We start from the raw sequence: 19,941 nt of genomic DNA, 5'->3' as shown, positions 1-19,941 counted from the left end.
ATTCTGGCTGTTTCAGTCTACGGGAGAGACCAGCGCCACGTTGCCGGGTTCACCTCTGAGCGGACTGTCCGGTTGCAACTGCCCGCCCCGGCCATCAGCCCGGTCCGCGACAGCTTCGTTGAGAACGCCGGCGAGGTCCCCCACGGGCCACACCACTACCTCTCGCAGCTTGAGCCAGGCGGCCATGAGTTCCAGCTCGGCAGCGAGTTCGACGGCGGTATCCGCCGGTGCGCCAACCTCCGCGAACGCCGAACGCACCAGGAGCCGGCCGGACGCGCGGTCCGCCTTCAAATCCACCCTTGCGACGACACCGTCCCTGAGGAGGAACGGGAGAACGTAGTAGCCGAACTGGCGCTTGGCCGCGGGAGTGTAGATCTCAATCCGATAGTGGAAGCCGAACAGTTCTTCAAGACGCCGTCGCTCAAAGACCAGCGAGTCGAAGGGGCTCAGTAGTGCACGCCCGACCGCCCTGCGGGGAATCCTGGCATTGACGTGCTGGTAGGTTTCCCTGTCCCAACCACGTACAGAGACCGGATGGAGGCGCCCTGCGCGGACCAATCGCTGGACCGAGTCCGCTCCGGCTTTCAGGGGCGTACGGAAGTAGTCGGAAAAGCAGCGCACAGTGCCGATGCCATGTGCCTGGGCAGCCGCATCCATCAGGCGGTCGAGCGCTTCTTCGGGAGTTCCGACGGGCTGTGCCATGGCAGGAACAACCTTGGAGGTCAGAGTGTACTTGCGTTCGAACTGCTGTGTACGTGAGGCGGCAGAAATCCGTCCCTGTTCAAACAGATGTTCCAGGACCCGCTTAACGATGTTCCAATTCCATCCCCAGTTGCTGCGGTCAGCTTCCTCGTTGTGTCCGAGCTCGGCCGTCAGTTCCGAGGCCGTCATGGGTCCTCCGGCAGCGAGTGCAGCGAGGATACGGCCTTCCATGTCCTGACGGACCTGGGGCTCAAGGTTGTGCGCGCCCACCCAACCCCGTTTTTGCCACACCAGGAGGTCTTGAAAGTGCTCCGGGCGGATAAAGCTTGCCTCGTGTGCCCAGTACTCCATCATCCTGCGGGGCTTCCGTCCGGCCATGGCATTGAGGATGCGGGAGTCGTAGTCACCCAGGCGGGAGAAGAACGGCAGGTAGTGGCTTCGTGCCACCACGTTCACGGAATCGATCTGGACAAGCTGGAGTTGGGCAAAGGTCCGGCCCACCGCCCGTGATGTCACGGGGCCGGCGGGCCGGATCTTTGCCAATCCTTGAGCTGCCAATGCGATCCGCCGTGCCTGTGACAGGCTCAGCGAAGCGGTCATTGAAGTCCCTCCATGCAGGAAAGGTGGGCCTACTTTGCCCTGGACGCCTCATCATCGGAACGGTAGGCGTGGATCTTCTCTTCCACAGCCTCCTCACCCGGTTCGCAGGTGGAATCGAGGGTGATCACACCGTAGGTCCAACCATTGCGCCGGTAGACAACCGACGGCGCGTTGGTTTCCTTGTCCAGGAAAAGGTAGAAGTTGTGGCCAACGAGTTCCATATTGTCCACCGCGTCATCCAGTGTCAGGGAAGCTGCGGGGAAGACTTTCCGGCGGATCAGGACGGGTGAATCGCCTGCCGGAATGTCGTTCTCGATCTCATAAGGAGAACGCTCGTCTGCGGCGGGAGCAGGTTCTTGGTGGTTGCTCGCCTCGACGTAGAGCGGTTCGCTCGCGCTGGCTGGCTCGAGTGTTGCAGTGGCCTCCCGCACGGCTTTCGGCGTGTGGCGTCCGTGGTGCACCTTTTTCCGGTCTTTCGCACGGCGAAGCCTCTCAAGAAGCTTGTTGTACGCGAGATCGAAGGCAGCGAATTTGTCAGCGGCTGTGGCCTCGGCACGGATGACGGGGCCGCGGCCCAGGACTGTCACTTCTACGGTGAGCTGGCCTGGCGTCTGCCGGGGGTTGGTTTCCTTGGAAACCTTGGCGTCGACTCGCTGGACCTTGTCCCCCAGCGATTCAATCTTTGAGATTTTCTCGCCGGCGTATTCGCGAAAGCGGTCAGAAACTGTGAGATTTCGTCCGCTGATCATGAACTCCATGGTGCCCTCCAAATAACTCAGGTGACACGACAACGACGCTGGTGGGGGCTTGTCTGACGGACAGTCGAGCCCCTTTCCGAGCCGCTATCGACAGGTACATCTGTTCTTGGTACCCACAACCGACGTTAGTTCATCGCCACGCGTTATTCATCCTTTAGTCACTTATTTTTTGATTGAGTCTTAAGGACTTAACGGGGATCGCGCCATGCACTGTTGAAAGCATAGGCTGGTGGCCTCGTGGCCGCGAGGACAACAGCCCCGCAGACCACTCCACCCGCGGTCTCCACCGCCCTCATCGCTTCCGCAAGGGTGGCGCCGGTAGTGAGGACATCGTCCACGAGAATGCATCGCCTGCCTCTGATCTCGTTGAGGGATCGGCTTCGGACGCGCATGGATCCGCGGACCCTGCTGGCCCGGGCGCCACGTCCCAGTCCTTTTTGGCCTGCGCCGGAGCCCCATGTTCCTTTGCCGGCGAGAGAGCCGGCAAGAGAATCGGCGGCCCGGGCAAGCAGGGTCCTGATCGAATCCCTGCTGACGTACGCTGCCGGCGAATCGCGTCTCTTCTCAAGCGCGTCAAAGCTTGGGCATCCCGGCAGCATGCCTCGCATCCGCAAGCAGAAAAGCAAGAGGTGCAGCGGACTGAATCCCCGCATGCGGTATGCCCTGCCGCTGGTAGGAATCGGCACAAGACATAAACCGGTTTTACCTCCGATGGCCCGTTCCACCGCTTTGCCCAGACACGGCGCCAGGACCCCGGCCAAACGCCACTGGCCGAAGCGCTTATAGGACAAGAGGCACTGTGCCAGCTCATCACGGTATGGGCCCGCGGCCACCACCCCGATCTTCACTGTGCCATCCGCCTCAACCAACGCCGGCGATTCTTGTTCTGCGCGGAAGGGTTGGCTGCAGAGTTGGCGGACGCGTTTTGCGCAGCCTCCACATAACACCGTGTCCTCCGTCGAACAGCAGACACAATCCACGGGGACCAGCACCCTCAGCAGATCCACAACAGTACCTTGGAGTACCGCCAGCATCCGGCCCAACCCTTGTTGATCCGGACCACGACGACGGGCCCGGACGGGATCCACCGGGTTGAGGTCCGGGTCGCGTGCCCGCAGGGGCTGCCGCCAGCGTGTCCCGATGCTGGGTTCGGAAGCAGCACCGCGGTCAGAGCCTCTCCCCACGACAGTGCCCGCCTCCATGAAAGAGTCAGTGGCAATGCCCGGCGTGGTCCCCGCAATTGGTGTGATCATGGTGCAAGCCTGCGCGGACGCAGGCCAAGCCGGAAGGCGCGTTGCACCTTATGTGGACATCCGGCATGACGTTTTCAGCGGCAACCTAGCCGGGGAAGGCGGGCTCGGTGGGGCCCTTGAGTTGGAGCTCCCACCCGTTGCCGACCCGTTGGAACACTCCGGCCTCGGACTGCCCATAAATCTGCTCGGAGCCGTTGCCCGCGCTGAGACTGGTCAGGCCGTCCCAGGGGGCCAACTGTTGCGGCTCGCCCGATTCGAGGGAGAGCAGCTCAGGAACCACGGTTCCCGTCGCCGATCCGGACATCACAGCCACCGTTGAACTGTTGACCCAGACTCCCTGGTCAGCAGATCCGGTACTGACCAAGGTGATGGGCGATGTGAGGTCTTTGGGGACGCCGTCTGCATTCCGGACTATTCCGGTGATCTGTACCGTTGACTTCCCGTTTGCTTCAGAAATGACCAGCGCACGGGTCCCTTCCCTGGAAACCCTGAAGTCCTTGACGGTCCGTCCGGACAGCCAGGCAGGGGTGATGGTGATATTGGGAATGGCCATGCCAGGTGCAATGCCCGTGGGTTTGAAAGCCACCACTTCGGCGGCCCCGTTGGCACCCGGGCCTGCGGTCCATACCCAGTCGTGGGGGCTGAATGACGGCCCAGTGAGCGTGCTCCTGGTAGTCAGCTGGCGTGCGGGCTGCCCGGGTTCGATTGCATACAGGGTTGTCTTGTCACCGTTGAGGAACGCGGCTGTTTGGGACACGGGGGACTCAGCCGGCGAGTGGGGGCCCAATCCGGACACGGGTTGTATGTCCGGAAGCGGAGTCATCCTGTTGTTCTCATACCGCACCAAATCGCCGTTGCTCACAGCAATCTGGCGGGCCGGAACGCTCTTGTCCACGACGGGAGGCAACACGGTGCCGTTGTCCTCGACCCGTACCAGGTCCTGATCCGCCCGCAGTTGGACGTTGATGACATCGGGCTGGTCACGGAAGGTCAATGCCAATTGGTTCTGCATCCTCTGGCGGTCCTCCGCCGAGGCATCAAACAGTTCCTTGGCAGACAGGTCCACCTGCGCAGACCCGGACACTACCGGAACGGATTCCCGTGCGAGTTTCATGCCGGAAGGGAAGGCGCTGACAACTGCCCCCCGAAGGTATGGAGCAGGGCCGGCCAGGACGGCAGAAGTCATGGACTTGACCGTGTTCTTTTTGATGAACCAACGGTAGTCGGGCACAGCATAGGTAAACGTGGGGTCGTAGAAGTAGATGGGAAAGGCCCCATAAATAACCTTGAATGTCTCTTCCGGTATGGCCGTCCCGTCAGGCACCTTGGAAATCCGCCATTGACCTTCCACCTGCTCAAGAGTCAGCGGAATGGTCTCCTTGGTACCCGGCGGGAATTGCGTTGCCACGCCATCGGCATCCACCGAATAGGCGAGGTCCAACTCGTAAAGGTACTCGTTCTCCCCCGCGGCCTTGACTACCTGCGCCTCGCGAAAAACGATGGCTCGCTTGTCCGGTTTCCAGGTGACGGACTGTGCCTGCGTCAGGTACTGGCGTGCAACAGGGTAATCGTCCTCATATCCGCTGCCCGCCATGTAGAAGTCCTCGATCACAGTCTCCGGGCTCGACCCCGCGCGCGGGGCCGCCGGAAAGAAGACCGGCGCATTGGGATTGCCTGCCCCTTCATCCTTGCTCTTGCCTACAGGACCGGACCGTGGAATCTGCGCACAGGAGGCCAGCAACACCATCAGTACCGCCAAGACGGCCACAACCGCCCGTGAACGCCGGAGACGTACCATGTTCAGTCCCTTTCCCCGAATGCGTCATCATCATCAGCCGCAGGCTTTCCGGCACCGGAGTGGGTCGATTGCGGGGCACTTCCGGACTCTGTACCCAGAATGAGCATGTGCCGCTCGCTTGCGGTGCCAGGGAATTCGATGTCAGCAGGTTCAAGCTGAAGCGGGGATTTCACGATGGTGCCGCCCTGGCGAAGGGGCAGGGTCAACCGGAAATTGGAACCGGATCCCTTGCGGCCCCACGCCTGAAGCCAGCCGTTGTGCAGCTTGGTATCCTCGGCGGCGATGGAGAGGCCCAAGCCGCTGCCGCCGGTGGTCCGGGCGCGGGCAGGATCTGCCCGCCAGAAGCGGTCGAAAACCCTCGCGGCCTCCGTCTGGGTCATGCCGATGCCGTGGTCCCTGACGGAGACTGCCACAGCGTCGTGGTTGGCCGCCACGGAAATGTGAATCGGTCTGCCTTCTCCATGTTCCAGTGCGTTGAGCAGCAAATTACGGAGGATTCGGTCAATCCTCCGGGAGTCCATCTCCACCACGATGCTCTTTTGCCGGGCATTGAGCCGTACCTCTGAGCCGTACTCTGCGGCGACAGGCGCGGCGCCGTCCATGACGTGGGAGATGACTTGGAAAATGTCCTGGGGTTCTGCATCCAAAACAGCTGCCCCGGCGTCGAAGCGGGAGATCTCCAACAGGTCCGAAAGCAATGACTGAAAGCGCTCGACCTGGTGGTAAAGCAGCTCGGCCGACCTTTTGTTCATGGGGTCAAAGTCGTCACGGGCGTCGAAGAGGACTTCGGCAGCCATTCGGACCGTGGTAAGCGGCGTCCTCAGTTCATGCGAGACATCGGAGACAAACCGCTGCTGCATCTGCGACAAAGTGGCCAGTTGGGTGATCTGCTCTTGCAGGCTGGCAGCCATGTGGTTGAACGAAGCGCCCAATCTCGCGACCTCATCCTCGCCCTTGACCACCATGCGCTCCTGGAGCTGTCCTGCCGCGAGTTTTTCGGAGACCACGGCGGCGTGACTGACAGGACTGACCACATTGCGCGTGACGTACCACGCAATGGCCCCGATCATGAGGACCAGCGCTGCCCCGCCTGCCCAGAGGACGTTCTGGATTTCGTCCAACGTCTGCTGGGCGGTGTTGAGGTCATAGATGAGGTAGAGCTCATAGGACGTGCCATTGAACGTCACCATGTTTCCGACCGCTATGCCGGGGCGGTCCTCATTGCCGACAGGGAACTGGGTGGAGGCCCAGAATTGCTGCTTGCCACCTTCCTGGACGGCCTTCCGCAACTCCGGCGGTATGACCCGGACCGTCAGTTGATCAGATGCACGTGACTCGACCCAGCGGTTGCGGGGCTTGGTCTGTTCAGGTTTCGCTTCAAAGACGTAGCGGCGTTGGATGACCGAACCACGACCCTCAACGGCGGTCAAGGTGTCATAAACCAGGGTGATGACGCTGGACTGATCGGTGACCTGCGCGCCGTCGAACGTGTCTTGAACCTGCTTGACGTTGTAGCGCGACTCGGATTCCGCTTGGGCCAGACGTTCCTGGAAAAGATTGTTCGCGATCTGGTTGGACAGGTAGGCGCCCACGATGGCAAAGGATGTCACTGCCAGCAGCAAGGTGGTGAGGACTGTCCTGAACTCCAACGAGCGCCGCCAACGCCGGAGCACTGAGCGCCAGAGGTAGCGAAGTCCCGGCCTGATCTGCCGGATGCCGAGGGATACCAACCGCGATACCCGCAGAACCAGGATGAGTCCGCGTCTCGTCCAGATCCTGGCCCGGGTGATAATCCACGGCAGGGACCGCACGCGCCGTGCCGGTTGCCCGGACGACGACAGTTGCCCTGGGGAAAGCGGGGCGGCCCCGCCAAGCGACGGATCTGGGGAAGGGGCAGGAGCCGGTTCGGAGGTCGTTGACGCAGCCGGTGTCATCTGGTGGACACCGGCCCCGTCCTGCCCCTGAGTATCAGGGCCCTCTCCTGCCGCGCCGGACTTGCCGACCGGGGACTCAGGAACCTGCTTTATATCCGACACCACGCACCGTCAAAACGACCTCGGGCGCCTCAGGGTCACGTTCAATCTTGGAGCGCAGACGCTGGACGTGGACATTGACCAAACGCGTGTCCGCGGCATGGCGGTAGCCCCAAACCTGCTCAAGGAGGAGTTCACGGGTGAAGACCTGCCAGGGCTTCCGCGCCAGGGCCACCAGGAGATCGAACTCCAGGGGGGTCAGCGAAATCCGCTCGCCGCCGCGGGTGACCAGGTGGCCGGCGACGTCGATGGTCACGTCAGCGATACGCAGGGTTTCGGGGGCCTTCTGGTCGCCCGGGCGGAGCCGCGCACGAACACGCGCCACAAGCTCGGCGGGTTTGAAGGGCTTGGGCACGTAATCGTCGGCACCGGATTCAAGCCCCCGGACCACGTCGGAGGTATCGGACTTTGCCGTAAGCATGACAATGGGGACGTCGGACTCGCCGCGGATTTGCCGGCACACCTCGATGCCGTCGGAGCCCGGCAGCATGAGGTCCAACAGCACCAAGTCCGGCTTGGAAGAACGGAAGACCTCCAAGGCCTGGCCGCCATCTGCGCAGAACACCGGCTCGAAGCCATCATTGCGCAAGACGATGCCAATCATCTCTGCGAGCGCTTCGTCGTCGTCAACTACCAGAATGCGTGCCTTCATAGTTATATATTCCCTTATCGCCAAGTCTTTGTCCCGTTGGGCACGGCGCACGGCATGGCGCCCCAAGGGCAACTTCCACCGTACTGCACAACAGCGGCGGCCCATCTGTCATGGCCGGCCGGGCGTCAGGCTATGAGGGACGACGGCGGGACTATAGGCTGGGTGCCAAGGTCCGTGTGGGGGACGTCGGATGCCGGCGCGCCGGGTCTTATGGGGAGGATATTTTGTCACAGCCAGAGCACGGCAATCAGCCGCAGTGGGGCAACCAGCCGCAGTGGGGCGGTCCCCCGGCATGGGCGGCTCCCCAGGGCGGTGGACAATATGGCCAGGGCCAACCGGCACCCGGTTGGCCGCCGGGCCCTCCTTATGGACAACCCCTCTACGTCGCTCCTCCCAAGCCAGGCATAATTCCCTTGCGTCCACTGCAGTTCGGCGAGATCCTGGATGGCTCCTTCCAGACGATCCGTCGCAACGCAGCTTCCATGTTTGGATCAGCGCTGATCGTACAAGCACTCGGTGCGGTGTTCATCGGGATCGTCACCGTGGGGATGTTCCAGCTGTCAATGTCCTTTGAATCCGTCAGCACCGAGGCGGAATTCACTGAAGCCATGGGTCCCTTCCTGGCCATCATGGCCGGCACTTTGGGTGTCTCGGTCCTGATCGGTTTTCTTGGTTCGGTCCTTCAAGGGGTCCTGGTGGTGCCGGTGGCGCGCTCGGTCCTCAACAGGCGTACAGGCTTCAAACAGATGTGGAAACTTGCCGGTCGAAGGATCTGGCCGCTGTTGGGCGTTGCTCTCCTGCTCACACTCGGCGGGCTCCTGGCAGCAACTGCGGTGGTGGGGATTGCGGTGCTGTTGTTCACGGCCATGGGCCCCGGAGCCCTGCTCCTTGTCTTGCCTCTGGGCCTTGGGTCGGTAGTGGCCTTCGTGTGGATCGGGCTGAAGTTGATGCTGGCGCCCGCCGCAATCGTGGTTGAGCGGACAGGTGTCTTCGGCGGACTTCTCAGGTCCTGGCAGCTGACCAGGAACAACTGGTGGCGAATCTTCGGCATTACCCTTGTGGTCGCCATAATGGTGGGCGTCATCGCCCAGATTGTCCAAATCCCGGCTTCCCTGGCGGCAGCGGCCATTGGCGAGGTGGTTACTCCCCACCCGGACGCTGAGTCGGTTGCTTCCACCTTGGTGATCACCACGGTGATTTCTTCAGCGATCGGCGCGTTGGTGGGGTCCGTGACGTTCGCTTTCCAAGCCTCGGTGTTCGCTTTGATCTATATGGATCTGCGGATGCGCCGGGATGGTTTGGACGTTGAACTGATGCGACTGATGGAAACCGGCGCCGATCCTGATGGCGTGCCGGGCGGCCCGCCGGCCCAACCCGGAAACCCGGCCCAAGCCGGATACCCGTCGACCCAGCCCCAAGCCCCCACGTGGCCACCGAACGGCGGGCAGTTTCCGTCACCGAACGGCGGGCCGTTCCCGTCTGCGCCTCCGTCCGGGCCACGGCCACCGGCATGACACTGGGCCTGTTGGATGCATCCACCTTCTTCGCGGCCATGGAGCCGCCCGTGACGCCGGACCGCGAAGAGGGGCGGCGTTGGGCGGCTGAAGAACTTTCCAAACCCCAATACCCGGACGCCCAACCTGCTTGGCTGGAGCAGTTGTGGCGTGATTTTCTCGACTGGTTGTCATCGTTGGATGGCGGCGACATGGGCCAGGGACCTGACCTTGCCGTTCCTTTGATGATCGCTGTGGGCCTTGCGATCATCATCGCTGCAGTTGTTGTGGTCCGTCCCAGGCTGAATGCACGCCGAAAAGCCTCTGCAGTCGACATCTACGGGGATGACGACAACGTGGATGCGGAAGGCTACAGGAAGCGTGCGGCAACCGCGGCCGACGACGGCAACTGGCCGGCCGCCGTCGTCGACCAGTTCCGGGCCTTGGTCCGCTCCGCGGAGGAGCGTGACATCATAGACCCGCGCGCAGGCCGGACGGCTGATGAAGCGGCAGGTCAGCTTGGACAGGTGTTCGGCTCCGCGCAATCCCGGCTGGATGCAGCCGCCCGCCTTTTTGACGCTGTGCGCTATGGCGGGCAGGGTGCCTCAGCCACTGACTTTGAGACTGTTCGCGGACTCGATGCAGACCTTCTGGAGATGAAACCTGACTTTGCCGGACAGGTCCACACCGGATTCGCGGTGCCCCGATGACCACATCGTTGGCGAAGGACACCACGATCCAAGGCGACGATGCTGCCCTCCAACAGCCCACGGGCAAAGGTTTTCGCGTCTGGTTCCGGAAACATCTGACATGGATCCTCATTGGCGCGCTCCTGGCCGGCTTGGTGACCTACCTGGCTGTTTCGAGTGTCTCGGGCGCCAAGGATCCGCGGCAGCTGTCCGCCCGGAATCCGGCCCCGGATGGCGCCATGGCGTTGGCTGAAATCCTGGGGCGCCACGGCGTAGCGGTGACAGCCACGGATACCTTGGCGGAGACCATGGATGCCTTGGCCGACCGGGATGATGCCACGGTCCTCCTCTACGACCCCCGCGGTTTCCTCGACCGGACACAGCTGGAAGGCATCACGGATGCCGCGGACCACGTGGTGCTGGTCAATCCGCGCCTCAGGACACTCAACGCGCTGGAGCAGGACTTCCGGCCCGGCGGCGTGGTACCTGAAGCAGCGAAGGGTCTTGAACCCCGCTGCGACCAGGACGATGCCGCATCGGCGGGCACGGTCTCTGCCCAAGGCTTCATCTATTCGGGACCCGTAGTGTGCTATCCCGTCGCGGGCATGGCCTCGGGTCTTTATGTGGCATCCGGCGACGGCCGGGTGGTGGTCTTTGGCAGTACGGACTTGCTCGACAACCAGCACCTCGCGTCGGACGGCAACGCGGCCCTCGCGCTCCGTACCCTGGGCAAGGATCAGAACCTTGTCTGGTACTTGCCCGGAGTCGGTGACCTCGCCACGACTGATTCAACACCTACCCTGAACGAGTTGGCGCCCCGGTGGCTGGCGTTCGTGGGACCGTGGCTGGGAATCGTGGCGCTCCTGGCCATCGCGTGGCGGGGCCGACGCCTGGGCCCGCTGGTTTTCGAGCCACTTCCCGTCGTGGTGAAAGCTGCCGAGACCGCAGAAGGCAGGGCGCGCCTTTATCAGGACTCGCGGGCAGTGGCGCGTGCGGCCGAGAACCTCCGGGCGGGCACCTTGGCCCGCTTGGCGCGGCATTTCAACCTGGGGGTGGATGCCACCCCGGAGGCAATTGTGGATGCCTCAGCCAGACATGTGGAGCGGCCGGCCTCAGAAGTCAGGTCAGTGCTGCTCGACGTCCGGCCGGACAACGAAGGACAACTGGTGCAATGGGCACAACAGATCGAACGAATCGAACAGGAGGCGACCGCCCGATGAGCAGCCAGCCGAACAGCTACACCGACAGCAACAGCCAACACACCGGTGGTGTCCCGCCCCAACAGGGCGTCCCCCACCGGGGCTTGCCGCAGCAGACTGTGCCGCAGGGAGGAGATGCCTCGGGAAACGGGCACCGCTCTGCGCCGGAAGACCCCGCCCGGCAGTCGCTGCTGAACGTCCGCGCCGAAGTGGGCAAAGCCGTAGTAGGCCAGGATCCCACCGTCACCGGTATGCTCATTGCGCTGCTCTGCGGGGGCCACGTCCTCTTGGAGGGCGTCCCAGGCGTGGCCAAGACCCTGTTGGTGAGGGCGTTGTCCACGGCTTTGAGCCTGGATACCAAACGTGTCCAGTTCACCCCCGACCTCATGCCGGGTGACGTCACGGGATCGTTGGTCTACGATTCCCACTCGTCGGAGTTCACTTTCCGTGAAGGCCCCGTCTTCACCAACATCATGCTCGCGGATGAAATCAACCGCACCCCTCCCAAGACCCAGGCGTCCCTCCTGGAAGCCATGGAAGAGCGCCAGGTTTCCGTGGATGGTGTCTCCCGCCCACTGCCGAGCCCGTTCATCGTGGCGGCGACGCAGAACCCGGTGGAGTATGAAGGCACCTATCCCCTTCCCGAGGCCCAACTTGACCGGTTCCTCCTCAAACTGACCATGCCTTTGCCCGGAAGGGCCGAGGAAATCGAGGTCATCCGCCGCCACGCAAGCGGCTTCGATCCGAGGAACCTCGCCGCCGCCGGTGTGCGGCCGGTGGCCGGCGCCGCCGAGCTTTCCGCAGCCCAGGCCGCAGTAGCCCACGTAGCGGTGGCCCCGGAAATCCTGGCGTACATCGTTGACGTTGTCCGCGCCACCCGGTCCGCTCCATCCTTCCAGCTCGGGGTCTCCCCCCGTGGCGCCACGGCGCTGCTCAATACGTCCAAGGCCTGGGCTTGGCTGTCCGGACGGACCTTTGTCACCCCCGACGACGTCAAGGCCCTGTCTTTGCCATGCTTGCGGCACCGTGTTGGCCTTCGACCAGAAGCCCAGATGGACGGCATCCAGGTGGATGATGTCCTGGGCAGCATCCTGGCCTCCGTTCCGGTGCCGCGGTGAGGTCGGGCCCGCAGGTGGCTTCGGGCACGCGGGTGATTTCCGACGCCGGCCTGACCGAGGCGGCCTGAATGGCCATCACGGGTCGATTCGTGGTGCTTGCCGTGGCCGGCCTCATTCCGCTGGTGCTGTTTCCGGCCTGGAGCACGGTCCTGTTCGTCACCGTGGGTTTGTTGCTGTTGCTTGTCCTCGACCTGCTCCTGGCTGCCTCTCCGGCACGTCTTGGCTTGGACCGCCAGCACCCGGGAAACGTGACGCTGGAGGGCCAGGTGGAGACAGTGGTGACTGTTGCCAACCCCACCCGGCGGACGCTGCGTGCGAAAGTCAGGGATGCCTGGCAGCCTTCTGCCGGTGCCGTCGCTAATGAGCAGTCCCTGGTTGTTCCCCCTGGCGAGCGGCGACGCATGAGGGTGGCACTGGTTCCCCGGCGCCGCGGTGACCTGGAAAGCCCCCACGTCACCATCAGGTCCCTGGGACCACTCGGGCTCGCCGCCAGGCAGCGTACGCGTGCGCTTCCCGGGCATCTGCGGGTCCTGCCCCCTTTCCACTCCAAACGCCATCTGCCTTCCAAGCTCCGGAAGCTCCGGGAACTTGACGGCAGGGCCGCCGTGCAGATCCGTGGAGCCGGAACGGAATTCGATTCCCTTCGCGATTACGTGCGGGGTGATGACGTCCGCTCCATCGACTGGCGGGCTACGGCGCGCCGCACCTCCGTGGTGGTACGCACCTGGCGCCCCGAACGCGACAGACGCGTGGTCATTGTCCTGGATACCTCCCGCACCGCTGCCGCCCGAATCGAGGACGAGCCCCGCCTGGATACCGGCATTGAAGCGGCGTTGCTGCTCTCCGTGCTGGCCGAACGCGGAGGAGACCGCGTTGACTTCCTCGCGTACGACCGCAGGTTGCGTGCCCGGGTCGAGTCGGCCTCCAAAAGCAACATGCTGGGCCAGCTGGTCCAGGCCATGGCCCCGTTGGAGGCAGAACTGATTGAGCTGGACTGGCAACAAATTCCTGGACAGGTGAGGGCGGTCTCGGCGCACCGATCACTGGTGGTGCTGTTGACAGCGCTCGACGGCGGCGCCCCCGAAGAGGGCCTCCTCCCCACGGTGGCGCAGTTGTCCCGCCAACATGTGGTGGTGGTGGCATCAGTCAGGGATCCCCTGCTCGCTGCCATGAAGGAGGAAAGGACTACGGCAAGCCAGGTATTCCGGGCGGCAGCGGCCGAACGCGCCCTGCTGGAACGCGCCGCGGTCACGGCCCAGCTGCGGCAGCTGGGCGCCGAAGTGGTGGATGCCGAACCACTTGAGGTCCCACCCCTGCTTGCTGACACCTACATCCGGCTCAAAGCGGCCGGAAGACTCTAGTTCCCACGTCCTGAAAGGACTGCCATGAATGCGCCCATTTACCAGCTGGCACTCGGCGATGACTTCACCAAGCTGACTCCCGAGCTTCAGGAGTACTTTTCGCTCGCAGCGGGTTCCGGCTCCTATGGGATAGGCGAAGGCGTCTTTGATGTAGTGGGCTGCCGGCAGAAATGGTTGCGGCCGCTGCTTGCCCTCACGGGCAGTGAGGAAGCGTTCTTTCCTGAATACGGCGAAGGCATCCGGTTCAGGATAGAGAACCACGCGCATGTGGATCCCTTTGGACGACCGGCCCTTACAGCACGGCGGGAGATCTACTTCCCCTCAAAGACGAGGCTGTTCCACGATACGACCAGCGCCATCGTTCCGGGCCCCGGACAGGGCAACACCAAGCAGCGGGCCCGGTTGGTGGACCACGTGGGACGGTATCGGCGGCTGGTAACGGATCTGGATGTCAGTGTCACGTCCGAGGGAAGGCTTCGTGGTGTTTCCAACGCGAGCCGACTCCTTCTGGGGCCGCTGCGCATTCCGTTGCCCGCTGCCCTGGACGCACGCGCCTACGCAGAGCAATGGTGGGACAGCGCCGAGGGCAAACACCGCATCCAGGTCAAGGTTATCCAGCCGCAGATTGGCTTGGTACTTGTCTATGCCGGACGCTTCGATTACAGGTTGGCCCCCTATCTGCCGGGGGCCGCCCCGGGTACGACGCTCCCGCGCTATGCAGAACCGCAGCACTGGGAACAGCGAATCTGACGGGCCGGCCCAGCGCAGGGCAGCACGTCGGGTTCCTGCCGAGCAGCCCCCTCAGCCTTGTGCCAGCTGGTCCAGCCCGTCGGCCACCTGGGTGAGTTTCGTCAATACGTTCATGGCAGCTGCAGGCGTGTAGCCAGCGAGTCCCGTGGAGGGAGTGACACGCAGTCCAGCCAGGCCCGCAGCGGGCAGGCCAAGCTGGCGCCACGGCTTCCAGATACTCTCCACGATGTCCGACGTCCGCGGCAGCTGTGCCTGCGGATCGTGGGTGGGCAACGCGCCTGCCCAAACACGCTTGCCGCTTTCCACGGCAGCGGCCAACTGCTCCCACTGACGCATGGTCAGCGCCCTCAGGGGGACGGCCAGGCCGTCTGCTCCAGCAGCCAGAATCCGTTCGATCGGCGCTTCGATCTCTGGTACAGAAACCACGGTCTCGACGACGCCGGCCGCCTTGAGTGCCTCGATCACCAACCGCCAGGCCCCTGTGACCTCTTCACCGGACACGGACCGCAGCGTTCTGTAGCCGCTTGCTGTCGGAATGGTCCCGGCCATGACCGATGCGATGTCCGGCTCGTCCACCTGGACCACAATGTCAGCGCCCGGCACTGCTCCGGAGACCCGGCGGATATGCTCTCCAACGCCGGCGGCCAGGGACTCAGCAATGTCCCGGCGGGCTCCATGGTCAAGAAGCGCACGTTCTCCATTGTGGAGGTAGAGATTGGCAGCAAGGCTTAGCGGACCCAGCACCCGGATCTTGAACCCAGACGCAGAAACGTCCTCGGCCCCGGCTGCGTCGGCCAGGACATTGATGTCCGTGGACAATGCAGATCGGGCACGTTGGGCGTCCTTCCCGGGCCGGTCCACGAGCCTCCACCCATGCGGCTGGACGTCGAGGGCCAGGTCCAGCAGCAGGGAGCCCGAACGGCCCACGGCGTCGGAGCCTACTCCGCGGTCCGGAAGTTCGGCCAGGAACGGAAGGTGCGGGTCACCGAGCTCACCGCGGATGATCCGTAGTGCCTCGGCGGGATCGGTGCCTGGCCACGGCCCCAGGGCGGTTGCGCTGGCGCGCAGGTCATTCACTGATGCCATGGATCAAGCCTGCCGGCGTGAAATCTGGTGATCCTCGGCGATTGCCTCGTGGTGGCGGATCACTTCGCTGATGATGAAGTTCAGGAATTTCTCGGCGAACGCCGGATCCAGGTGCGCATCTTCGGCGAGACGGCGGAGGCGGGCAATCTGTGCTGATTCCCGGCCCGGGTCTCCGGCTGGAAGCTTGTGCGTGGCTTTGAGAATGCCTACCTTTTGGGTGGCTTTGAAACGCTCAGCGAGCAGGAAAACAAGGGTGGCGTCAATGTTGTCGATGCTGGACCGGATGGACAGCAACTCATCCATGACGGCGCGGTCCACTTGGCCGGCCAGGGAGCTCGCTGCCGGGTTGAAGGAATCGGCGTCATCGGGAAGGGCATGGTTCTGCTCGGTCATGCACACCAGTCTATGGTGCTGGCCGGCAGCGCCGCGGGTGTTACCTTTCCGGCCGGGGCATCAGGAAAGGCACGCCCCTGGCCACGGAACGTGCCTTTCCTTCCTTCCGGAATCCAGAGTTGCCCGGCCTAGCCGCCCAAGAGCGCGCGGTGAGCCTCCCGCCGTCGTGCTTGCTCATCAGGGTCCGGCACCGGAAGGGACGCGATGAGCCTCTTGGTGTAGTCGTGTTGGGGTGATCCCATCACGTGGTTGCCGATCCCCTGCTCCACCAGTTGCCCCTTGTAGAGCACGCCCACCCAGTGGGACAACATGTCCACTACCGCGAGGTCGTGGCTGATGAAGAGGGCTGCAAAGCCGAACTGCTCCTGGATGTCCTTGAACAGGTCCAGGACTTTCGCCTGGACCGAAACGTCCAGGGCGGACGTCGGTTCGTCGGCGATCAGGAGGCGCGGGTTCAGCGCAAGCGACCTCGCCAAGGAAGCGCGCTGCCGCTGTCCGCCGGACAGCTCGTGCGGATAGCGTTGCGCGTACGACGCCGGCAGCTGGACTGATTCGAGCAGCTCGCCTACCTTTTTCCTCGCCTCAGCCGCGCCTGGTTTGGTGTGGATCATCAGGGGCTCGGCGACGCACTCACCGATGGTGAGATGTGGGTTGAACGAGGCTGCCGGGTCCTGGAAAACGAAACCGATCTCCTTGCGGAGCGGGCGGAAGGAGCGTTCCTTGAAATCCAGCATCTCGTAGCCGAGCACCTTCAAGCTGCCACCCGTCACGCGGTTCAGACCGGCAATGGCACGGCCAATGGTGGACTTGCCGGAACCGGACTCGCCCACCAGGCCGAAGACCTCGTTCTCCGAGACCGTAAAGCTGACGTTGTCCACGGCCTTGAAGCCGTGGCGGCCGAACCGCCCCGGATATTCGATGGTGAGGTTTTTCGCTTCCACCAGGACCTTGCCGTCCTGATGAAGCCTGGCCCGCGCACCTTCGGAGGCTGAATGGCGTCCCAGATGTGGAACGGCGGCCAGCAGCTTCTTGGTGTAGTCCTCCCGTGGTTCCGCGAAGAGGGCCCTGGAAGGGGCTTCCTCCACTACGTCTCCCTGGTACATGACCACCACCCGGTCCGCCAAGTCTGCCACCACGCCCATGTTGTGGGTGATGAGGACAATCGACGTGCCGTAGTTGTCTCGCAGATCCCGCAGGAGTTGCAGGATTTCGGCCTGGACGGTGACGTCCAGGGCAGTGGTCGGCTCATCGGCCACAATGAGGCCCGGGTTCAGGGCAAGCGCGGCCGCGATGACCACACGTTGTTTCTGGCCGCCGGAGAACTGATGCGGGTAATAGTTGACCCGTGTTTCGGGGTCCGGGATGCCCACCTTGCGCAATGCCTCGGTGGCCCGCTGCTTGGCCTCTTTGGCCGAGACGTGTTTGCCGTCGGTTGCGTGTGCCCGGATGCCTTCGGCAATCTGCCAGCCGACAGTAAAGACCGGGTTCAACGCGGTGGACGGTTCCTGGAACACCATGGCAACATCGCGGCCACGGATCTTGCGCAGCGTGGATTTGCTGACGCTGATCACATTGTTGCCGTTGATCAGCACAGCCCCGGAACTGATGGCCGTTTCAGGAAGCAAGCCGAGGATGGTCTTGGCGGTCACGGTCTTTCCGGATCCCGACTCCCCCACGATTGCAACGACCTCGCCGGCCTTCACGTCAAGGCTGACATCCTTGACGGCGTGGACGTCCCCGCCGTCGGTGGCGAAGGTGACTTGGAGCCGGTCGATGGTAAGGACGGGCCGGTCGCTGCCGGCCTGGTCCGGAACATGTCCAAGGTTGGTAGTCATGGCTTACCTGTTTCTGCCGGCGTAGACGCTGCTGTTGGTGCTGCGGGGGCTGCCGGGGTCGGTGCTGCCGGCGTCCCGCCCGCCCGCTTGCGTCCACGGATCCGGGGGTCGTTGAGGTCGTTGATGCTTTCGCCCACCAAGGTCAGGCCCAGGACGGTGAGCACAATGGCGATGCCGGGGAAGACACCGGTCCACCAAATCCCGGACGAGGTATCAGCCAGCGCCTTATTCAGGTCAAACCCCCATTCAGCGGCAGAGGTAGGCTCGATGCCGAAGCCCAGGAAGCCCAGCCCCGCGAGGGTGAGGATCGCCTCGGATGCGTTGAGTGTGAACATGAGCGGCAGGGTCCGCGTGGCGTTCTTGAAGATGTGGCGCCCGATAATGCGCGTGCTGGAAGCCCCCAGTACCTTGGCCGACTCGACAAACGGTTCAGCCTTGAGGCGGATGGTCTCTGCCCGGATCACTCTGAAGTACTGCGGCACGAAGACCACGGTGATGGAGAAAGCGCAGGAGAAGATGCCACCCCAGAAGCTGGACTGACCCCGGCTGATGACGATCGAGATGACGATGGCCAGGAGCAAGGTGGGGAAAGCGTAGATGGCGTCGGCCACCACCACCAGGATCCGGTCCAGCCAGCCGCCGAAGTAGCCGCTGAGCAAGCCCAGGGCAACGCCAAGGAAAATCGACATGGCAACTGACACAACAATGACTGTGACAGCGGTCTGGGATCCCCAGATAACCCGGGATAGGACGTCATAGCCGCTGACGGTTGTTCCGAGCAGGTGCTTGCCGCCCGGAGCTTCCTGGGTGGGGAAAGAACCGGAAGCATCGCTGAGTTGTGAGTAGCCGTAGGGTGCAAGCAGCGGCGCGAAGGTACTGGTGAGGATCAAAAGCCCGGTCAGGACGAGACCCACAATCAACATGCCTCGTTGGAGGCCGACACTCTTCTTGAAATGGGAGACGACGGGCAGCCGGGAGAAGAACGGCTGCTTGGGTGCGGTCAGTGCTGGAGTGCTCATGGTCAGTACCTCACTCGGGGGTCGATGAGCGCGGCAATGATGTCCACGATGAAGTTGGTGACGGCCACAATGATGGCCAGCAGCACGACGATTCCCTGGACGGCCACAAAGTCGCGGGCATTCAGGTACTGCACCAACTGGTACCCCAGCCCCTTCCATTCAAAGGTGGTTTCCGTCAGGATGGCGCCGCCCAGCATCAGGGCAATCTGAAGGCCCATCACGGTAATGATGGGGATCAACGCCGGCTTGTAAGCGTGCTTGGTCACCAACCGGAACTCGCTGACACCCCTGGAACGCCCGGCCTCGACGTAGTCCTTACCCAGTGTGCCAATAACGTTGGTGCGTACCAGGCGCAGGAAGACGCCGGCCGTGAGCAGGCCGAGGGCAAGGGCAGGGAGGACCGCATGGGAAGCGATGTCCCCCAGGGCCGTGAAGTTGCCGCTGCGGAGCGCGTCCAGCCAATAGATGCCTGATGGTGCAGCCAGACCGCTCATGGTCAGTTCCGTGCGGGTGGAGGCACGGCCTGCCACCGGGAACCATCCGAGCCACACGGAGAACGTCAGCTTGAGAAGCAGGCCGGCGAAAAAGACAGGCGTTGCGTAGCACAGGATCGCAAAGAACCTCAGCAGTGCATCCGGAGTCTTATCCCGGTGCTGGGCCGCAATGAGACCGAATGGGATACCCACCAGGAGGGCGACGATCAGTGCATTGATGGAAAGCTCAAGGGTGGCTGCACCGAAGGTGGTCAGCACCTCCACCACTGGACGCCGGTCTGTAATGGTGGTGCCGAAATTGCCCGTGAGGAGCTGGCCGATGTATTCGAAGTACTGGATCAGAATGGGGCGGTCGTAGCCGGCGTCGTGGATGCGCTGGGCCAGGACATCCGGAGGAAGCCGGCCACCTTGTGATGCCGTGATGGGATCTCCAATGACCCTCATCAGGAAGAACACCAGTGTCACCAGGATGAAGACGGTGGGGATGATCAGGAAGAACCGGATCACGATGTATCGGCCGAGCCCTCCCCCGGCTTTGGACTTGCTCTTCGGAGCAACGATCCCGGGCTCGGCCTCGGGTACCTCAATAAGTGTTGTCATTATTACCTGTATTTCCTGCCCGTGGATTGCGCGGGATTGGCTCATGCGTGCCGGCCAAGATGGTGGTCAGCAAAGGAGGCGGGACACCGGATCAGTGTCCCGCCTGCC

Annotated in this window: 17 protein-coding genes; 6 read left to right on the top strand and 11 right to left on the bottom strand. The window is 63.2% G+C overall.

Features of this window, described 5'->3' with window-relative positions:
• Positions 1–12: 12 nt before the first annotated feature.
• The 6 genes from ACIQLI_RS10250 to mtrA all read right to left on the bottom strand — a co-directional run bounded on the left by ACIQLI_RS10250 (position 13) and on the right by mtrA (position 7,796).
• On the bottom strand, positions 13–1,302 hold the full coding sequence (locus ACIQLI_RS10250) for a winged helix-turn-helix domain-containing protein (RefSeq protein ID WP_400387808.1): 1,290 nt from the start codon (positions 1,300–1,302) through the stop codon (positions 13–15).
• Between the two features lie 29 nt (positions 1,303–1,331).
• Entirely contained in the window at positions 1,332–2,060 is a 729-nt protein-coding gene (gene hpf, locus ACIQLI_RS10245) for a ribosome hibernation-promoting factor, HPF/YfiA family (RefSeq protein ID WP_354228193.1), read from the bottom strand.
• Positions 2,061–2,248: 188 nt separating this feature from the next.
• Positions 2,249–3,313 (bottom strand): ComF family protein, encoded by a 1,065-nt coding sequence (locus ACIQLI_RS10240; RefSeq protein ID WP_400387805.1) that lies wholly within the window; start codon positions 3,311–3,313, stop codon positions 2,249–2,251.
• Between the two features lie 85 nt (positions 3,314–3,398).
• Positions 3,399–5,111 (bottom strand): LpqB family beta-propeller domain-containing protein, encoded by a 1,713-nt coding sequence (locus tag ACIQLI_RS10235; protein WP_400387802.1) that lies wholly within the window; start codon positions 5,109–5,111, stop codon positions 3,399–3,401.
• Positions 5,112–5,113: 2 nt separating this feature from the next.
• A complete protein-coding gene (mtrB, locus tag ACIQLI_RS10230; RefSeq protein ID WP_400387799.1) occupies positions 5,114–7,150 on the bottom strand; it encodes an MtrAB system histidine kinase MtrB in 2,037 nt (678 codons plus the stop codon).
• Complete coding sequence (gene mtrA / locus ACIQLI_RS10225; RefSeq protein ID WP_014922244.1) at positions 7,122–7,796, bottom strand: MtrAB system response regulator MtrA; 675 nt, start codon at positions 7,794–7,796, stop codon at positions 7,122–7,124. Before mtrA ends, mtrB begins: the two co-directional genes overlap by 29 nt.
• Positions 7,797–8,209: 413 nt before the next feature.
• Between mtrA and ACIQLI_RS10220 the strand changes: the two genes are divergently transcribed.
• The 6 genes from ACIQLI_RS10220 to ACIQLI_RS10195 all read left to right on the top strand — a co-directional run bounded on the left by ACIQLI_RS10220 (position 8,210) and on the right by ACIQLI_RS10195 (position 14,406).
• On the top strand, positions 8,210–9,310 hold the full coding sequence (locus ACIQLI_RS10220) for a glycerophosphoryl diester phosphodiesterase membrane domain-containing protein (protein ID WP_400387779.1): 1,101 nt from the start codon (positions 8,210–8,212) through the stop codon (positions 9,308–9,310).
• Positions 9,307–9,999, top strand: coding sequence for a DUF4129 domain-containing protein (locus ACIQLI_RS10215; protein WP_400387776.1), 693 nt, complete (start codon positions 9,307–9,309; stop codon positions 9,997–9,999). The genes ACIQLI_RS10220 and ACIQLI_RS10215 overlap by 4 nt, the downstream gene beginning before the upstream one ends.
• Positions 9,996–11,198, top strand: coding sequence for a DUF4350 domain-containing protein (locus ACIQLI_RS10210; protein ID WP_400387773.1), 1,203 nt, complete (start codon positions 9,996–9,998; stop codon positions 11,196–11,198). The genes ACIQLI_RS10215 and ACIQLI_RS10210 overlap by 4 nt, the downstream gene beginning before the upstream one ends.
• Positions 11,195–12,295: a MoxR family ATPase gene (locus ACIQLI_RS10205; protein ID WP_354228178.1), complete on the top strand. Its 1,101-nt coding sequence runs from the start codon at positions 11,195–11,197 to the stop codon at positions 12,293–12,295. Before ACIQLI_RS10210 ends, ACIQLI_RS10205 begins: the two co-directional genes overlap by 4 nt.
• Positions 12,296–12,363: 68 nt before the next feature.
• Positions 12,364–13,656 carry a DUF58 domain-containing protein gene (locus ACIQLI_RS10200; RefSeq protein WP_400387769.1) on the top strand — a complete coding sequence of 431 codons (1,293 nt, stop codon included), beginning with the start codon at positions 12,364–12,366 and terminating at the stop codon, positions 13,654–13,656.
• 24 nt (positions 13,657–13,680) lie between these two features.
• Positions 13,681–14,406: a DUF4166 domain-containing protein gene (locus ACIQLI_RS10195; RefSeq protein WP_400387766.1), complete on the top strand. Its 726-nt coding sequence runs from the start codon at positions 13,681–13,683 to the stop codon at positions 14,404–14,406.
• A gap of 51 nt (positions 14,407–14,457) precedes the next feature.
• On the opposite strand, the gene ACIQLI_RS10190 is transcribed toward ACIQLI_RS10195, so the two are convergent.
• From ACIQLI_RS10190 to ACIQLI_RS10170, 5 genes are all read right to left on the bottom strand, one after another.
• Positions 14,458–15,492 (bottom strand): hypothetical protein, encoded by a 1,035-nt coding sequence (locus ACIQLI_RS10190; RefSeq protein ID WP_400387763.1) that lies wholly within the window; start codon positions 15,490–15,492, stop codon positions 14,458–14,460.
• A 3-nt stretch (positions 15,493–15,495) separates the two neighbouring features.
• Complete coding sequence (locus ACIQLI_RS10185) at positions 15,496–15,885, bottom strand: chorismate mutase (protein WP_354228170.1); 390 nt, start codon at positions 15,883–15,885, stop codon at positions 15,496–15,498.
• Between the two features lie 128 nt (positions 15,886–16,013).
• Positions 16,014–17,720, bottom strand: coding sequence for an ABC transporter ATP-binding protein (locus ACIQLI_RS10180; RefSeq protein ID WP_400387759.1), 1,707 nt, complete (start codon positions 17,718–17,720; stop codon positions 16,014–16,016).
• Positions 17,717–18,739, bottom strand: coding sequence for an ABC transporter permease (locus ACIQLI_RS10175; RefSeq protein WP_400387756.1), 1,023 nt, complete (start codon positions 18,737–18,739; stop codon positions 17,717–17,719). Before ACIQLI_RS10175 ends, ACIQLI_RS10180 begins: the two co-directional genes overlap by 4 nt.
• Positions 18,740–18,741: 2 nt before the next feature.
• The gene (locus ACIQLI_RS10170; protein WP_354228164.1) at positions 18,742–19,833 is read right to left on the bottom strand and encodes an ABC transporter permease; all 1,092 of its coding nucleotides are present in this window, start codon (positions 19,831–19,833) and stop codon (positions 18,742–18,744) included.
• Positions 19,834–19,941: the final 108 nt, after the last annotated feature.

The organism is Paenarthrobacter sp. NPDC091669 (assembly GCF_044756725.1).
Classification (GTDB): Bacteria; Actinomycetota; Actinomycetes; order Actinomycetales; family Micrococcaceae; genus Arthrobacter; species Arthrobacter bambusae_C.
The sequence above is the reverse complement of the archived record's forward strand: the minus strand, read 5'-3'. Positions and strand labels throughout refer to the sequence as shown.

What these genes read in the sequence shown, in the direction of transcription:
- ACIQLI_RS10190 (WP_400387763.1), bottom strand. Translation starts at nt 15,492, where the DNA reads ATGGCATCAGTGAATGACCTGCGCGCCAGCGCAACCGCCCTGGGGCCG.
- ACIQLI_RS10185 (WP_354228170.1), bottom strand. Translation starts at nt 15,885, where the DNA reads ATGACCGAGCAGAACCATGCCCTTCCCGATGACGCCGATTCCTTCAAC.
- ACIQLI_RS10205 (WP_354228178.1), top strand. Translation starts at nt 11,195, where the DNA reads ATGAGCAGCCAGCCGAACAGCTACACCGACAGCAACAGCCAACACACC.
- ACIQLI_RS10215 (WP_400387776.1), top strand. Translation starts at nt 9,307, where the DNA reads ATGACACTGGGCCTGTTGGATGCATCCACCTTCTTCGCGGCCATGGAG.
- ACIQLI_RS10195 (WP_400387766.1), top strand. Translation starts at nt 13,681, where the DNA reads ATGAATGCGCCCATTTACCAGCTGGCACTCGGCGATGACTTCACCAAG.
- mtrA (WP_014922244.1), bottom strand. Translation starts at nt 7,796, where the DNA reads ATGAAGGCACGCATTCTGGTAGTTGACGACGACGAAGCGCTCGCAGAG.
- hpf (WP_354228193.1), bottom strand. Translation starts at nt 2,060, where the DNA reads ATGGAGTTCATGATCAGCGGACGAAATCTCACAGTTTCTGACCGCTTT.
- ACIQLI_RS10175 (WP_400387756.1), bottom strand. Translation starts at nt 18,739, where the DNA reads ATGAGCACTCCAGCACTGACCGCACCCAAGCAGCCGTTCTTCTCCCGG.
- ACIQLI_RS10250 (WP_400387808.1), bottom strand. Translation starts at nt 1,302, where the DNA reads ATGACCGCTTCGCTGAGCCTGTCACAGGCACGGCGGATCGCATTGGCA.
- ACIQLI_RS10180 (WP_400387759.1), bottom strand. Translation starts at nt 17,720, where the DNA reads ATGACTACCAACCTTGGACATGTTCCGGACCAGGCCGGCAGCGACCGG.
- ACIQLI_RS10210 (WP_400387773.1), top strand. Translation starts at nt 9,996, where the DNA reads ATGACCACATCGTTGGCGAAGGACACCACGATCCAAGGCGACGATGCT.
- ACIQLI_RS10240 (WP_400387805.1), bottom strand. Translation starts at nt 3,313, where the DNA reads ATGATCACACCAATTGCGGGGACCACGCCGGGCATTGCCACTGACTCT.
- ACIQLI_RS10235 (WP_400387802.1), bottom strand. Translation starts at nt 5,111, where the DNA reads ATGGTACGTCTCCGGCGTTCACGGGCGGTTGTGGCCGTCTTGGCGGTA.
- ACIQLI_RS10200 (WP_400387769.1), top strand. Translation starts at nt 12,364, where the DNA reads ATGGCCATCACGGGTCGATTCGTGGTGCTTGCCGTGGCCGGCCTCATT.
- ACIQLI_RS10170 (WP_354228164.1), bottom strand. Translation starts at nt 19,833, where the DNA reads ATGACAACACTTATTGAGGTACCCGAGGCCGAGCCCGGGATCGTTGCT.